This is a genomic window from Kitasatospora sp. NPDC087271 (assembly GCF_044744605.1).
Lineage (GTDB): Bacteria > Actinomycetota > Actinomycetes > Streptomycetales > Streptomycetaceae > Kitasatospora.
The window spans coordinates 21,488-37,431 of the sequence record NZ_JBIUYQ010000025.1 but is presented as its reverse complement, the minus strand read 5'-3'; the positions used below and the strand labels follow the sequence as shown (position 1 = coordinate 37,431).

Below are 15,944 nucleotides of genomic sequence, written 5' to 3'. Positions count from 1 at the left end.
GGTCCGGAATCAGGGCGGGCTTGATTCCACTACACCTCGCTCGCATCTTCCAACTGCTGGTGAGTACAGGGAAAATCAACAATTCTCTCTTTCTTGATATTGACGAGTGAAAGCGGAGCTCCGCAGGTCGTGCAATGGGTCTTTTCCCACATGGCGACAACGAGCATAGCGAAATGACCGATCTCGGAGCGCGACATGGATTCCGCCCACGTTGAATAGTGGGCGCCATAGATATTCCGGAGCGCATAGATTTCGTTCACCTCTTTCGCCGTGTCTTTGAGCGAGCTTGACACGCTCGCCTTATTGATTGCCTTAAACACCCCAGGCCACAAGTCCTCCAGCGTGTATCGGTCTCCTGGCGCCCGCCCGACCGAGACTCGCATGGTCATCGACAATCTATCGGCTAGTTCCTCAAGCGCTCTTCCTGAATATGCGCAGAGAGGCTCAGGGGCGGCATTTGCCATCAGTTCGGACAGTTGCTCAACCGTGGCAAGTTTCGTCCGGGTCAAGCTAGGCCCACTCTCTGCCGACCAACGAGTCACCTCCAGAATTTTGAGCGGGAAATTATTCTTCCGAGCCTTCTCCTCAATTAGGCGAGCCCAGAGACGATCGTGCACTGTAATCAGCAGCTGCCACTTCTTGAAACGCTGGCCGAAGAGATAGTCCAGGATCGAATTGCGATGGACGGCGTCGACGCTTTGCCAGACATCATCGAGAATGAGGAACCTATTCTGCCCTCGATCGGAGCAGGCAGCTGCCACCCCGAGCATGACCAGAAGGGCCAGCAAGTCAAGGGAACTTTCGCTCAGAACTTGTGTGGGGTCGACCCTATGTCCAGAAGAGAGGATGCTGTCGATCTCAAGACCAGCACCTCCTTCGGATGGCTTGATTCTGATCTCTCGGATATGATCGAGCCTTGCGATCGCGGCAAAGTCGGTAGAAACCTGCTCGGCGATCCCTTGTAGAATTCTCGGCAGGTCAGCGGAGAGGACTGGAGGCGTGTCAGTCTGAAATCCTGCCAGCTTTTTCTGGGATGCAATATGTCGAGCAGCCTTGAGGCTTTCCTCAATTCGGTTCTCCAAATTCAAGATGGCCGCCCTGACTTCAGGCGAAATGAAGCGCTTCCCGCCCGATGGATAGCGCTTCCTTCCTTGCGTTCCATTCCTGACGCCGCCTGCAGCCGGAAACTTCTTATTCCGCCATTTTGCAAACTCCTCCCTGCTGGTAATTGGGATAGATGCAACGGGAAGTCCAGTTAGGCCTGAGATGTGGATCTGAGCTTCAAGGAGAGCGGTGCGAGCTCCTTGAAGCTCAACTTTTCTACGTTCGATCTCTAGTGCAGCATATCCGGTATGTTTAACCGTTTCCCGCAGGTAGTCAAAGAAGAATCTCATCCGCTCGGCAGGGTCGATTTTCCAGAAGACTTCAATATCTGACCGACTCAGCACTGTTGGGCACAAGGAGAATCCTGGGGCGAAATCGTCCCCTCCAAGTCGCACGCCAAATGCCCCATGCTCTGGGCCGCCGCGGATGTACTGTTGACTATCTTCTAGTTCCACCTGGACAAACGGCGCTTTTCGGGTTAGTAGGTTTTGCGCCTCGCGGCGAGTTTTAGCTCCCGCATTGCCCCGTCGACTCACCTTTCCCCGAAGGCAGAACTCGAACGCATCGGCAAGTGAAGACTTTCCCGTCCCATTGTCTCCAAGAATTAGGGCAGAGCCCGGCTTGTTGTCACTTGACATCAGGTCGAGTGTTACTTCTCTGGCGATTCCGCGAAAGTCTCGAACCGTCATTGATTTTACTCTAGGCATTCGCTCTCCCTCTTGGGTGCCAAGTGTGCTGTGCTCGGCGGGCAGCTGTAGTCGAGTCTCAGGAGCCACGGTAGTGCTCAGCTGATGTTTTGGCATGGGTTCCGACCATTTTTAGACAGCCCATGTGGAGCAGACCAGGCCTCGAACGATGGCAAGCTGTCAGTCCTGCGAGTCGACGATCGCGGGCACTGGCCCACGCCGCAGGGTGGGCATGGTGAACACCACCGCATGGCAGTCTTCTCCGTGAGTCATATATCTCATAAGACATAGCCTTGGCGCTTACGCTGATCGCTCCACAACTTTGGACAGCTGGAGTCAGTCGGCCGGTTCACGCTCAGTACCCTGGCGTCGTGACGACCTCCTCTCCTCTACTGCAAGCTCTCCACGACATCGGGGACCCACCTCTCTGCCCGCTACCGGTCCAAGTAGCGGAGCTTCTGGAGAGCCTGGACTCTCCGCCGCGCCTCGCGGCCCACCTGCGAGCCGTGCATGACGTCGCGCACCAACTCGTCGACTGGACAGGGCAGTACCACCCAGCGCTGGATTTCGAGCGCAGGGCTGTGCTCTTCGGAGCGGCCACGCACGATGTGGGTAAGACGGTGCACATCGCCGAACTGTCCGAGGCCGGCTCGGCACATGAGGAAGCTGGACGTGCACTGCTGCTGGCCCACGGGGTCAGCCCCCAGTTGGCCCGCTTTGCCGGCACCCACGGGTCGTGGAGCGCACCGGGCATCGCCATCGAAGACCTCTTGGTGAGCCTGGCCGACAAGATCTGGAAGAACAAGCGCGTTCCGGACCTGGAAGATCTCGTGGTGACGCAGCTGGCTGTAGCGAGCGGCCGATCTGCTTGGGAGGAGTTCATGGCGCTTGATGACCTGCTCGGGCGCATCGGCGATGGTGCCGACCAGCGGCTGGCCTTCCAGTCGTCATATCCGGTGCACGGCTGGCCTTCGTGAGTTTCGTGCAGGGCGGGGGCCCGCTGAAGTCTGTTGAGGCTGGACGGCGCGAGTGACAGCATCGCTTGGTGATCTGTGCTGACGATCTTTGCGGCCGACGAGCACTGCGTGTGGTCTGCTCGTGGTTCCACTCCACGGATGGTGACGAGCCCGAACCCGAACTGGTGCACATGTGGCTGCTGCTGGACGGCCTCGGGCCGGTCTTGTTCCACACGATCGACCACATCCTCGACTTGCGGATCGATGAGCCCCATGGCTCTTACGACATGGGTGAGTATGGGCACGTCACGGTGGGCGATGCCCCCGATGACTTCCCCCTCGCCCCCTTCGTCGGGCACGAGATCCTCACGGTCCGTCACGTGCGGCAGTTGTCCCTCGATACGTCTGTCGGCATCGTGGCGGGCTTCGCCACCGGAGATGTCCGGATCCTGGCGCTTGCCGATGACCTCGTCGTGACGGCGAGCCGGCTGTCGGACACCTGGGAGGGGGATCTGGAGGTGACAAGCCCGGTTGCCTCTACGGATCGCGATTGACGGACCTCAACCCGCTGTTGCTTCCCAGACCAGGTCGCCCGATTCGTCGATCATGGCGACGCAGGGCTCTTCGGCCCCGCCAAGAGCAGCGTGCCAAAGTAGGGCAGGCGTCCGCGATTCGAGAGCGGCGGCGGTGTCCTCGAGCATGGCGCCCACCGAACTCCACAGCGGCACTCCGAGACCCCAGTTCTCGTGGTCCCACAGGAAGACAGCGCCGTGAGACTCGCCGGGACGCAGGTCGACGATCAGGCCGTCGCCGCCGGGGCTCATCGCGATCGGCATGAACTCCGGCAGAAACCTCGGTTCGAGCTCCCGACTCTCGGTGAGCGATGGGCCCTCCTGCTCGGCGACCAGGAGCCAAGTCTGCCGGGTCTCCAGTGCTTCATCCAAGTGCTCGGGAGCGAACGATCCAGGGGCCCAGTAGTCGGCACTGACGTCCGCCAGAGCCCACCATTCCCTTACGTCCTCCGGCAGCATCAGACCTAGCTCCCTCTCCACCGCGTCGAGGCGGGCCTCGTCCGCCGCCAGCCGGACCGGAGCCTTCCGGACGTGCGCCCCGAGCCAGGTGGCGATCCGGTCCCAAGATTCCTGTACACGGTGATCAATCGATTTCATGGCCGACAGTCTGCCCTCAGACAGCGACAGTCCCCTGCAGCCGGTTCAGCAGCTGTCATGAGCCACGCAGGTTGATGCGGTTGCCGTCAGGGGAGTCCCCGCGCATAGAGCGCGCCAGCTCAGAGACGTGTCGTACCTGGGCGGCAGACAGGCGGCGTGCCTCCCACAGCAGTGCCGCGGCGTCCACAGCCTCAGGGACCGGAGGCCGTGGCATCTCAGGCAGAACGACGCCCGTCAGCGCAGCCAGTTCGTGGGCGTTGATGCCCAGTAGGGCGGCGAAGTCCGTCACCAAGCGGGGTGTCAGGTTCTTGCGACCGGTGCCGATCACGCCGTAGGTGGCCGCCGACAGATATGTGGGCGTCACGACCGCCATGGTGTGTGCCATGCCCGTCCAGCTCAAGTTGCGGTACCGGAGCATGCGGATGATCCAAGCGCCCGGATCATTGGCGAGGTGTTCAAGCCGCTTCGGGGCGAAGCCGGAAGGCCGTTCCTCCTGCGGCAGCGAGCGGATGAGCTGCAGCACGTCATGCCGTCCCGCCACTGGCAGGTGCACCGCATCCGCCACGACGTACCGCACCCATCGCTCGGCCGCAGCGTCCAACGGTGCCAAGTCGTCCGGGACTTCCAGCTCTGCGAGGATGAACAGATCGAGGGCGTGGAAACCCAACGCAGGCGCGAGCCGCCGGAGCAGCCCCTCGCTGGGGGCCTCCCCCACGAGCACCGCGCGGATGTCGTCCGCAGCCAACCCAACTCGGTCGGCCAGCGCCTCTACGCTGAGCTCTCTGTGGTCCAGCAACCACGCCAGCATCGCGCCGAATCCAAGGTGCTCCGTCATGCCCGCAGCCTAGCCAGAAGCGCATCAGCGGCGTCATTTTCGCCAGGATCGGCTGGCCGAGGAGGTGCGGGCGGGCGGCCAAAGCTGTCGACCGCCCCGCTGGTCCCGTTTCCGGGAACCGGCAGGGCGGTCCGTTGCCGGTCAGTCCCGGCGGGCAGCCTCGACGATCCGGTCGAGGACGGCTGCGGCCCGCTCCGGGTGCTCCTCCAGCCACCTGCCCAGGTGTTCCTGGACGGCCTGTCCGACGCAGGCTCGCACTGCGGTGTTGCCCAGCACGTCGCGGATGGCGCCCTGGAACTCGGGATCGTCCAGCTTCACCGACACGACCGCCGTCAGGCCCTCACCGATCTGGTCGGCGCTGAGATCGGGGTCCGTCGCGGTCAGCAGCAACCGCTCCCGCGCGTACGCGTTGAGCGCGGCCGCCACCCCGTCGCGGAAGCCCACTACGTGCGAGCCGCCACCGGTGGTGGGCCGACTGTTGGCGAAACTGCGGACCTGCTCCTCGCGAGAGCCGGACCAGCGGAGGGCAACCTCCACTGTCCCCGCCATCCGCAGGTCTTCCCGCTCGAAGTCGATGATGTCCGGGTGAACGGGTGCCCCCTCCTGCTCGTCGAGGAAGGCGACGAAGTCCCTCGCCCCGCCTGGGAACCGGAATCGCACCGACCGGGGCTCGACCGGGCAGCGCTCGTCGGTGAGCGAGATGTCCAGGTCCCGGTTCAGGAAGGCAAGTTCCCTGAAGCGATCCGCCAGCCCGTCGAAGGAGCACTCCGCGGTTCCGAAGATGTCGGCGTCGGGCCAGAACACGATGGTGATCCCGCTTCCGGTCGCCGGACCCGCCTGAGTGGGCGGGGCGACCGCAATGCCGCGCGCGTACTCCTGGATCCAGCGGACTCCCTCGCGCCGCACCTCGGACGTCATCCGGCGCGACAGGGCGTTGGTGACGGAGGGCCCGATGCCGCAGAGGCCGAGCGTCACCTCGTGACGGTCACCGGGCCTCACTGCGGCCTGCATGCGGGTCAGCAGGGCTTCGAGGTTGGGACCGCCGGTGCCCTCTGCCTCGTCAATGGGAACGCCCGGCCCGTCGTCGGCGACACACACGCCGCCGTCGGGCGTGAGAGTGACGTCGACGCGGCTGGCGCGGTCGGCCAAGACCTCGTTCACCGCCCGGTCGGCGACCTCGAACACCAGCTGCCGCAGGCCGCGTTCACCGGTCGAGCCGACGTACATCCCGGGCCGCTTTCGAACGGCCTCCCACCCCTCCAGTACCTGGATGTGGCTGGCGTCGTACCTGATGGCTTCCTCACTCACGATGTCCCCTCCGAAGGTGCCCGGCAGAACTCCCTAGCCTAGGCGAATCCCGGGAAAACACCAGGTCAGGACACGTTTGCCGAAGGCGTGGGCGGGCGTGTGAGTGCCTGTCCGGAGGTGGTCGGCAATGGGGTCACGAACTGCCGCGGGAGTACGGCTGCGGGCTCGCCCAAGCCGCGTACGATGCCATTCCCGACGGCCCCGAGGTCCCCAATTTCGGTGCTTCGCACGCTGTCTCGGAACGCCTCCAGGGCAACGGAGATTTCCAGCGCCGCGGTGTCGACGGGACACTCACGAGTCGAAGCGATGGGTGAACGGGCGCCCAGGGCATGCGCGGCACTCGAAGAGGTAGACCCCACCCAGGTCGCCCAGGCGCAGGCCCGGCCCTTCGATCCGGCCGTCGCGGTCCTCGACCGGGGTCCACGCCTGCCGCGAGTCGGACTCCTCGGTGCTTTCCACGGTCAGCAGGTGGTCCATCAGTGCCCCGCAGTCCGGGCAGGCGGGCCACCGCGGGTCCTGGCACCAGCCGGGGTAGCCGCCGAGCTTGATGCCCGGCGCGGTGGAGAGGTGGTACTGGTAGTCCCAGCCCGTCTCCTGCTCCACCTGTTCGAAGCGGGCCTCCAGCGCGTCCCAGAGCTCTTGCGGCAGGTCCCAGCTCGGGTACTCCGTCACCAGCTCCGGGTACACGACGCACGGCCGCGGCACCTTTCCGTATCCGGCCTCCGCCGGGACGGGCGGAGGCTGCCGGACCTGCCCGACCGCCGCCGCAGACCGCCAGCGGACCAGCGGCACGACCCACTGGCCGTCATGGCGTCGCGGGCACCAGGGCAACTGGAGCAGGTCGCACCCGTCCGGGAAGGGCACGAGGCCCGGCAGGTCAGAGCGGTAGATCTGGACGACCGGGATCATCGGCGATCCCGGGTGCTCTGGGCACTCCGGCCAGGGCTCCCGCGCCGGCCACCGCAGCGGGCCGCCCACCGAGCTGTCGCGGCACGTCGGCTCACCCGCACGCGGGTGCAGCCGCACAGCCTCCCTGCCGAGCGGGGCGATCTCGGGGAACAGCTCCTCGACGTTCAAGGGGCGCGGTGGAGTTCGACGGGTCACCTGCGGACCGTACATGCGACTGCGGCACGGACGCACCAGAGATCCGCCGGTGATCGAACAACGTCCGCTAAGAACTAATCTGCTGCACTTTCGTGCGTCGCCGGATCCGCCCCGCCGGCACTGCCCCGGCGCCTGTGCCGAGGCTGACCTGGCCGGAGGGCGATGGTGGTGGCGTGCTCCACTTGCACGTCGGCCAGGGTGACAACTGCCGTTGATCAAGTGGCATCCGTCTCGACCGGTTGCATGTGGCTGCTCTACCTGGGGTAATGCCTTGACTCGTGATTCGAACAAGTTATCGAATACGGTCTACGCTAGAAGGGCCGGAGGGGAGCCGGACGACAACGAAGGGGGCTGACCGCAGGAGCTGGAGGTGGTGCCGTGTGTTCGCGCACCTGCATGTCGCCTCCGGCTACTCGGTGAGCTACGGCGCCTCGCTGCCCGGTCGGCTGGTCGAACGGGCGGCTGAGCGGGGCCTTACGGCGCTGGCTCTCACCGATCGCGACACCGTGGCCGGAGCGGTCCGGTTCGCGCAGGCCTGCGCCAGGGCTGGAGTCCGGCCGGTGTTCGGCGCCGACCTCGCGGTCCCGTTCCTGCGTCCAGCCGAGCCCGCTCTGCAGAAAGGGCGGACACCCGCCCGGGGCGGCGTCTTCGTCGCCGACACCGCGCCCCGGATCACACTGCTGGCCCAGGACCGTACTGGCTGGGCCAACCTGTGCGCGCTGATCACCGCCGCCTGGGCCGCCCGCGAGCAGGCTGGCGGCGGTCAGCCGATCACCCCCTGGGCCGCGATCCAGCAGCACGCTGAGGGCCTGACCGCGCTGCTCGGCCCGGCGTCCGAACCGATGCTGGCCCTCGCCGCTGGCCGCCAGGACCAGGCCGCCCGACTGCTGGCCCCCTGGCGCGAGGTCTACGGGCAACATCTCCGGTTGGAAGCCGTGCACCATCGTCGTACCGGCACCGGGCCCGGTTCCCTTCGCCTGGCCGCCCGCACCGTTGGCCTCGCGGCTGAGCTGGACATGCTCGCCGTCATCACCAACGCAGTCCGCTACGCGGACCCCGGGCAGGCGCCGATCGCCGACGTCCTCGACTCCGCGCGCCTGCTCACCCCGATCCAGTCTGGCCGGACCTGCAACGGGGAGCGGTGGCTGAAGGGCGCCGCCGAGATGGCCGAGCTTGCTGAGGAGGTGGTCCACGCGGCAGGCCAGGAGCATGGCGGGGCCGCGTACCTGCTGGCAACCACCGCCCGCACAGCCTCGGACTGCCGCCTCGACCCGCAGGCCGACTTGGGGATCGGCCGCGTGCACTTCCCCGAGGAGCACGTCATCGGCGCGGCCCCCGGCACCTCGGCCCGGACCCTGCGCCAGCGATGCGAGGCCGCGATGGTCCGCCACGGCTACGACCTTTCCGCCACGATGCGCGCCCGCCTGGAAGAGGAGCTGCGGGTCATCCAAACCCTGGGCTGGCCGACGTACTTCCTGACGGTCGCTCAGGTCGTCGACGATGTAAAGGAACTCGGGATCCGGGTGCAAGCGAGAGGATCCGGTGCGGGCAGCCTGGTTGTGCACCTGCTCGGCATTTCCTTCGCCAACCCGCTCGACCATGAGCTGATCATGGAAAGGTTCGTGAACCTACGCCGCCGGTCCCTGCCGGATATCGACATCGATGTGGAGTCCGCTCGCCGCCTGGAGGTCTACCGCCGCATCATGGACCGGTTCGGCACTGACCGGGTCTGCACCCTGTCGATGCCGGAGACCTACCGGGTGCGGTGGGCGATTCGCGACGCCGGCCTCGCCCTCGGCCTGCCCCCGGACGAGGTCGGACGCCTTGCCAAGGCCTTCCCACACATCACTGCCCGCTCGGCCCGCACGGCGATGCGCGAGCTGCCGGAGCTGCGGCAGGTCGCCGCCCACGCTGACCGGTACGGGCGACTGTGGGACCTGGTGGAGGGACTGGACGCGCTGCCTCGAGGTACCGCCATGCACCCATGCGGCGTCATTCTCTCCGACGCCACTCTGCTGCAGCGCACGCCCGTCGTCCCCACCGCCACCGAGGGCTTCCCTGCCACGGTCTTCGACAAGGAGGATGTCGAAGGCGACGGCCTCGGGCTCCTGAAACTCGATGTCCTGGGAGTGCGTATGCAGAGCTCGATGGCGTACGCGGTGCGTGAGATCGAGCGCACCACCGGCAAGCGGATCGACCTGGACGACCCCACCCAGGTGCCGCTGACCGACCCGGCCGCCTACGAGCTGCTGCGCGAGGGCGAGTCGCTGGGCGTCTTCCAGCTGGAGTCCCCCGGGCAGAAGGACCTGCTCGGCCGGCTCCAGCCGGAGACCTTCGCCGACCTGGTCGCCGAGATCTCGCTGTTCCGCCCGGGTCCTGTCCAGGCCGACATGATCCGCCCGTTCCTTCTCGGCCGGCACGGCAAGAAGTCCGCCATCTACCCCCACCCCGACCTGGAGCCATGGCTGCGCTCCACCTACGGCGTGGTCATCTTCAACGAGCAGGTCATCGGCTTGTTCTCGGTGATGACCCGCACTGACCTGGCGATGGGCGAGGAGGCCCGGCGCGCCCTCGCCAAGCCCGAGCGCCTGCCCAAGCTTCAGGCCTGGTACCGGCAGCGGGCCGCCGAGGCCGGCTACGAGCAGAAGGTGATTGATGAGGTCTGGCGGATGCTGGAGAACATGGGCAGCTACGGCTTCGCCCGCTCTCACGGTGTGGCGTTCGCCCTACCCACCCTGCAGTCCGCCTGGCTCAAGGCGCACTACGCGGCGCCGTTCTACGCCGGGCTGCTCGAACACGACCCCGGCATGTACCCCAAGCGGCTCGTCCTGGCCGACGCCCGCCGCCGCGGCGTGCCCATCCTCCCGCTCGACGTCCAGCACTCCGCCGCCCACTACCGAACCGAGCAACTACCGGACGGCCGCCTGGGCCTGCGGATGTCGCTGGCCGACGTCCGCGGCATTACCGCCGAACAGGCCGCGCGCATCCAAGAGGGTCAGCTCTTCCACGACCTCGCCGACTTCTGGGCCCGCGCCCGGCCCTCTCAGCCGATCGCCGACCGCCTGGCCCGGATCGGCGCGTTTGCCACCCTCGCCCCGGGCGCGGGCCGCCGCGACCTACTCCTGCAGATCGACGAACTCCACCGCCAGCACCGCACCAACGCCATCCCGGACCAGCTCGTCCTCACCCCTGCCACCGCACCGACAGCCGGAGGCAGCGGTCTGCCCGCGATGACGGTCGGCGAGGAGCTGCAGGCCGAGCTGGAGGTCATCGGCATGGACGCCTCCCGGCACCTCATGGAGCCGCTCCACCCGCTGCTGGACGAGCTCGGCGTCACCCCCTCCCACCGGCTGAAGGACCAGCCAACCGGCGAGACCGTGCTGGTGGCCGGCGCGAAAGTCGCTATCCAAACCCCGCCGATGCGCTCCGGCCGCCGCACCATCTTCGTGTCACTGGACGACGGCGGCCAAGGTGGCCAGGTCGACCTCGCGTTCTTCGACGACTCCCACGAACAGGCCGCCTACCCGCTCTTCCACCACTTCCTGCTGCTGGCGCGCGGCACCGTCTCGCGCCGCGGCAAGTCGGTCACCGTCGTCGGCGCCCGGGCCTGGAACCTGCAGGAGGTAGCCGACACCCATCGCGCCGGCGGTACCGCCGCCGTCCGGGCCCTGCTCGCCACCGAACCCACGCCACACTCCGCCGCCGACAGCGGCGACGATGCGGTCCCGGCAGCCCGGCCGGACCCTGGTGGGCGAGCCGGTGGTGGCGCCGGGAGGCTGTGGCACGCCAGTCAGGGGAGCGCCGGATGACCAATACCAACAGCACGGTGACGATTCTTCACCTGCGCTTCCACTGCGCCAGCTTTGAGACCTACCGCGAACTGTTCACGGTGCTCGGCGACATCACCCCCATCGTCCAGGCACTCCCTCCGGACGGCGCGCTCCTAAACCTGGCTGGTGCCACGCGGTACTTCGGGCAGTCCCCGGCGGAGCTTGCGGACCGGCTCCAGACCCGGCTCGCCGCCCGATACGGGCTGATCAGCACGGGCGGGGTCGGGCCGAGCCGCATGCTGGCCACCCTGGCCGTCGACACCGCCGCACCCGGTACCGTCCGGATGCTGCCTGACGACCCGGCTGAGCTGGAGCACTTCCTGAGGAGCCGTCAGGTGCGGGCACTGCCCGGGGTCGGGCCTGCCCTGGAGCGCTCCCTGGTCCGGTACGGGATCGAGACGATCGGTGGCCTGGCCGATCTCCCGCTGGCCACCGTGCAACGTATCGCTGGTGCCTCCACCGGCCGTCTCCTGCACGAGCGCGCCCACGGCACCGACCGGCGTACCGTCAGCCCAGCCGGACCGCCCGCCACCATCACCAGTGCTCAGCGCTTCGACCGCGACGTCCTCGACCCCGCCGAAGTGCGCCGCGCCCTGCTCGCCGCCGCAGCCGACCTCGGGGCCCGGCTGCGGGTTGCCGGACAGGTCGCCCGCACGGTCGAGCTGCAGGTCACCTACGCCGACCGCTCGGCCACCACCCGCTCGCGCACCCTGCGCGAGCCCACCGCCCACACCCCTGCCCTCCAACAGACGCTGTACGGACTGTTCTCCGCACTCGGCTTGCAGCGGGCGCGCGTACGGGTGGTGATCGCCCGGGTCGGCGAGCTGACCGACGGGGCCGGGACCGCCGAGCAGCTGACCTTCGACCGGTCCATCGAAGACGCCCGCACCCTGGAACCTGTCATCGACCGGACCAGCCGACGCTTCGGCACCGGCGCCGTACGCCCAGCCGCACTCCTGGCACCGAGACGGCGTCCGAGTCCTTCAGACGCCGTTTCAGGTCGTCCGCTGTTCCGCGGATCAGGGGACAGTCCTGCGTCCCTCGCTCACTGCACAGACCCCCCTGAACGTCCGCGCGCCAGGCTCTGAGGGAGCTCGGCGCTCAGACGTTTCAGGATGCGGCGGTCAGAGGGTCGGCTTTCTTGATCTCCTTGATTCCGTCCCGGAGGAGAGGGTGGAGGGATCGCTGGACGAAGTCGTTGATCGACCAGGCGACGTCGTTGGGGTCAGCCGCCTGGAGTGCTTCCAGCGCCACCAACGCGGTTGCGGCGTCCCGGATGGGTTGCAGGAGGTCAGTCAGAACATCCCGGACGTGCCAGCGGTTGTGAGACCGGCCGAGCTCGGGGAGGGTGTTGACGGTCAGCCGAAGGATCTCGATCTCGTTGGTGACCTGGACCGCGCGCTTGGCGAAGTCGGCGATCACGTCACAGTGTGAGAAGGGGAACGAGGAGACGCTCACACAGAAGCAGAAGTTCTCGTAGATCGTCACGAATGCTGCGCTGTCCGTCTGCCAGCACAGCTCGATGCCCTCCGTGGACATGCTCGTGAGGACCCGCTCCACCTGCTGCTGGGCCAGGACGTCATCACGGTCGATGCGCTGAGCCCAACTCAGGAACTCCTCGATGGCGATCGGGTCGGCATCCTTCGCCTTCAATCGAGGGGCGAGGATGTCGGCGATGTCGCTCGGCGCCTTCCATGTGATCTTGTCGGCCTCCAACGCCGTCTCGATGGCGTTCATGAGTTCGGCTGCGGTGCGGTAGCGGTTCGCATGCTTCGCAGTTGCTCGCAGGATCACCGGCCGGAGCGGACCGTTGGGGATACTGTCGTCGGACAGAGGAAGTTCGCCGGTGACAAGGTGCTGGAGGATCTTGCCGAGCGAGAAGACGTCGGCCCGCTCGTCGGCATCCTTCGGTTTGATCCACTGCTCGGGCGCGGCGTACACGTAGGTGCCGAGCCCCTGGGCGAGCGTCGAGGTGAGTGCTTCGCTCTTGCGCTCGGTCTCCCGGGCGAGGCCGAAGTCACTGATCGCCCAACCGCCTTCGGCGGTCCGAAGGATGTTGGCGGGCTTAAGATCGCGATGGAGAACCCCGGCTTCGTGAACGTACTGCAGACCGGCGCTGATCTGGCGCATCACGTCGGCGATCGCCGGAAGGTTGCCCGTGAACTGCCCGGCGACATCGTGGAGGTTTCCTCGGGCCAGCGGCATGGCGTACCAAATCTCATCCGAGTCGCTCCCATCGCCATGCGCGATGACCGGGATGACGTTGGGGTGGGTCAGCTTCTCGGTAAGGAATGTCAGTTCGCGGCGGAACCGGACAGCCGCCTCTTGCTCGATGTTGGTCACATCCCGGAGCACCTTGACCGCGACAAGTTTGCCCGTCTTGCGGTCAGCCGCCCGATAAACGTCGGCGAACCCGCCGCTGTCGAGCTTCGGCTCCTCCAAGATGAACCGGTCACCCAGGATGCGCCGGGCCTCCGCCGCGGTCGGCCGGCCCGCCGATGACCTCCGCAGCCCGGAGCCGAGCCAGTCCTGAATCTCATCGAGATCCCAGATCGGACCGACTGCGATCTCTGCTACCGGGTCGGGGAAGCTCCCGCCGTTGCGCAGGGCCGCCAGCCGCTGCCGACTGACACCCAGCAGATCCGCAACCTCACTCACTCCACCCAGACGAGTCATAACAGGCACCTCCGATAAATGGTTGTCACACTGGCAACAATAGCACTATTGGTTGTCGTCGGCGCAACAAATACTCCTCGGGTGCCCTGCGGCGCTTGAGTGGACCTTCGCTCCGGGCGCCACTGCCGCGGACGGCCACCGACCCCTGCCGCTCCGTTCTGCTGAACTCGGGCGGCTCGGCGTGAACCCATGCACTGCCGCGGGCCCGACTGCACCCCCTCGGCGCCACGACCGCTGCGTTGCGGACACCTACGCGACGCATCAGTGCAGTTCAGAGCCGATACGGACAATCCCGCACTCGGTAAACAGCGCTTCCTGTCCACCGCCCGGGACGGGCCGCCCGACATCGACCTGGACATCGAGAACCGCCGCCGCGAGGAGGTCATCCAGTACGTCTACCGCTGCTACGGCCGCGAGCACGCCGCGCAGGTCGCCAACGTGATCACCTACCGGCCCCGGCTGGCGATCCGCGACGCGGCCAGGGTGCTCGGCTACCCGCAGGGCCAGGTGGACGCGTTCAGCCGGCAGACCGACTTCCGCTCCGCGCCCGGCGCGGACGCCGTGATCCCCGCCGACGTGCTCTCGCTCGCCGGCCAACTCCACGGCCTGCCGCGCCACCTGGGCATCCACTCGGGCGGCATGGTGCTCACCAGGGAGCCGATCGGCGAGATCTGCCCGACCGAGTGGGCCCGGATGCCCGGGCGCTCGGTGCTGCAGTGGGACAAGGAGTCCACGGCCGGCGCCGGGCTGGTGAAGATCGACCTGCTCGGCCTCGGCATGCTCGCCGCGCTGCACGACGCCTGCGACCTGGTCGCCGAGCACCACGGCCTGCGCTACGACCTGGCCACCATCCCGGACGGCGACGCGGGCGTGTACGCGATGCTGCGCCGGGCGGACACCGTCGGCGTGTTCCAGGTCGAGTCGCGGGCCCAGATGGCGACGCTGCCCCGGCTCAAGCCGGACCACTTCTACGACCTGGTGGTCGAGGTCGCGCTGATCCGGCCCGGCCCGATCCAGGGCGGCTCCGTCCACCCGTACCTGCGCCGCCGGGCGGGCGCCGAACCGGCCGGCTGCCCGCACCCGTTGATGGAGAACGCGCTCGGCAAGACCCTCGGGGTGCCGCTGTTCCAGGAGCAGATGATGCAACTCGCCATCGACTGCGCCGGGTTCACGCCCGCCGAGGCGGACCGGCTGCGGCAGGCGATGGGCGCCAAGCGCTCGCACGAGCGGGTCGCCCGGCTGCGCGAGCGGCTGCTCGGCGGGATGGCCGAGCGCGGCATCCCCGAGGAGGTCGCCGAGGACGTCTACGGCAAGATCGAGGCGTTCTCCAACTACGGCTTCCCGGAGAGCCACGCGATCAGCTTCGCCTACCTGGTGTACGCCAGCGCCTGGCTCAAGTACCACTTCCCGGCGGCCTTCACCTGCGCCCTGCTGGCCAACCAGCCGATGGGCTTCTACTCGCCGCTGAGCCTGGTCGCGGACGCCCGGCGGCACGGCGTGCGGGTGCGCGGGGTGGACGTCAACGCCAGCGCGCCGCGCCCCACCCTGGAGCCGTACCGGGGGCCGACGCCGGAGCCGCCGCTGACCGCGGGCCGCCCGCAGCCGGCGATCCGGCTGGGCCTGGAGACGGTGCGCGGCATCGGCGCCCCGCAGGCCGCGGCGATCGCGGCCGGTCAACCGTACGCCGACCTGGAGGACTTCGCGCGCCGTACCGGTCTGCCCGCGCCGGCGCTGGAGGCGCTGGCGACGGCGGGCGCCTTCGGCTGCTTCGGACTGACGAGGCGTCAGGCACTGTGGACCGCCGGTGCGTTCGCCGGTATCTCGGCCGCACTGATCCCGGGGACCACCCCCGGGACGGAGGCGCCGCCGCTGCCCGGCATGAGCCCGGTCGAGGAGACCATCGCCGACCTGTGGGCCACCGGAACCTCCGCCACCAGCCACCCGCTCCAGCACCTGCGCGCCCGCCTGGAGCGCGGCGGCGCCCTGTCCGCCGCCGAACTCCCGGACGCGGCACCGGGATCGGAGGTGGTGGTCGGCGGCCTGGTCACCCACCGGCAGCGGCCGCCGACGGCCGGCGGGGTGCTCTTCCTCAGCCTGGAGGACGAGACCGGCCTGATCAACGTGGTCTGCAACCGCCCGGTCTGGGAGTCCCAGCGCCGCACGGCCCTCGACCGGGCCGGCCTGCTGGTCCACGGCCGCATCGAGCGCGACCGCGGCGCCACCAACCTGATCGCCACCCGGCTCACCCCGCTGCGGATCGGACTCTGAGCGGGGCA

The 15,944-nt window shown here is 67.7% G+C and carries 11 protein-coding genes; 5 read left to right on the top strand and 6 right to left on the bottom strand.

The genetic code is table 11. The annotated features are described in order from the left end of the window. Positions 1-29: 29 nt before the first annotated feature. A complete protein-coding gene (locus ACIO9K_RS31145) occupies positions 30-1,793 on the bottom strand; it encodes an AAA family ATPase (RefSeq protein ID WP_400334907.1) in 1,764 nt (587 codons plus the stop codon). 368 nt (positions 1,794-2,161) lie between these two features. Between ACIO9K_RS31145 and ACIO9K_RS31140 the strand changes: the two genes are divergently transcribed. Further along, positions 2,162-2,767, top strand: a complete 606-nt coding sequence (locus ACIO9K_RS31140) for a phosphohydrolase (protein WP_400334905.1) — start codon at positions 2,162-2,164, stop codon at positions 2,765-2,767. Positions 2,768-2,835: 68 nt separating this feature from the next. Next, on the top strand, positions 2,836-3,300 hold the full coding sequence (locus ACIO9K_RS31135) for a hypothetical protein (protein ID WP_400334904.1): 465 nt from the start codon (positions 2,836-2,838) through the stop codon (positions 3,298-3,300). Between the two features lie 6 nt (positions 3,301-3,306). Here the strand turns inward: ACIO9K_RS31135 and ACIO9K_RS31130 are convergent, their stop codons facing one another. The 4 genes from ACIO9K_RS31130 to ACIO9K_RS31115 all read right to left on the bottom strand — a co-directional run bounded on the left by ACIO9K_RS31130 (position 3,307) and on the right by ACIO9K_RS31115 (position 7,162). After that, positions 3,307-3,915, bottom strand: a complete 609-nt coding sequence (locus tag ACIO9K_RS31130) for an SMI1/KNR4 family protein (RefSeq protein WP_400334902.1) — start codon at positions 3,913-3,915, stop codon at positions 3,307-3,309. A 55-nt stretch (positions 3,916-3,970) separates the two neighbouring features. Further along, entirely contained in the window at positions 3,971-4,750 is a 780-nt protein-coding gene (locus ACIO9K_RS31125) for a hypothetical protein (protein WP_400334900.1), read from the bottom strand. 141 nt (positions 4,751-4,891) lie between these two features. Beyond that, the gene (locus tag ACIO9K_RS31120) at positions 4,892-6,058 is read right to left on the bottom strand and encodes an ATP-binding protein (protein ID WP_400334898.1); all 1,167 of its coding nucleotides are present in this window, start codon (positions 6,056-6,058) and stop codon (positions 4,892-4,894) included. A gap of 291 nt (positions 6,059-6,349) precedes the next feature. Then, positions 6,350-7,162: a DUF1963 domain-containing protein gene (locus ACIO9K_RS31115; RefSeq protein WP_400334896.1), complete on the bottom strand. Its 813-nt coding sequence runs from the start codon at positions 7,160-7,162 to the stop codon at positions 6,350-6,352. Positions 7,163-7,542: 380 nt separating this feature from the next. Here ACIO9K_RS31115 and ACIO9K_RS31110 point away from each other — a divergent pair, with 380 nt between their 5' ends. Beyond that, positions 7,543-10,971, top strand: a complete 3,429-nt coding sequence (locus ACIO9K_RS31110; protein ID WP_400334894.1) for a DNA polymerase III subunit alpha — start codon at positions 7,543-7,545, stop codon at positions 10,969-10,971. Continuing rightward, positions 10,968-12,080 (top strand): DNA polymerase thumb domain-containing protein, encoded by a 1,113-nt coding sequence (locus tag ACIO9K_RS31105; RefSeq protein ID WP_400334892.1) that lies wholly within the window; start codon positions 10,968-10,970, stop codon positions 12,078-12,080. The genes ACIO9K_RS31110 and ACIO9K_RS31105 overlap by 4 nt, the downstream gene beginning before the upstream one ends. A gap of 22 nt (positions 12,081-12,102) precedes the next feature. Here the strand turns inward: ACIO9K_RS31105 and ACIO9K_RS31100 are convergent, their stop codons facing one another. Then, complete coding sequence (locus ACIO9K_RS31100; RefSeq protein ID WP_400334890.1) at positions 12,103-13,650, bottom strand: serine/threonine-protein kinase; 1,548 nt, start codon at positions 13,648-13,650, stop codon at positions 12,103-12,105. Between the two features lie 282 nt (positions 13,651-13,932). Between ACIO9K_RS31100 and ACIO9K_RS31095 the strand changes: the two genes are divergently transcribed. Beyond that, the gene (locus ACIO9K_RS31095) at positions 13,933-15,936 is read left to right on the top strand and encodes an error-prone DNA polymerase (RefSeq protein ID WP_400334888.1); all 2,004 of its coding nucleotides are present in this window, start codon (positions 13,933-13,935) and stop codon (positions 15,934-15,936) included. The last annotated feature ends 8 nt before the right edge of the window (positions 15,937-15,944 follow it).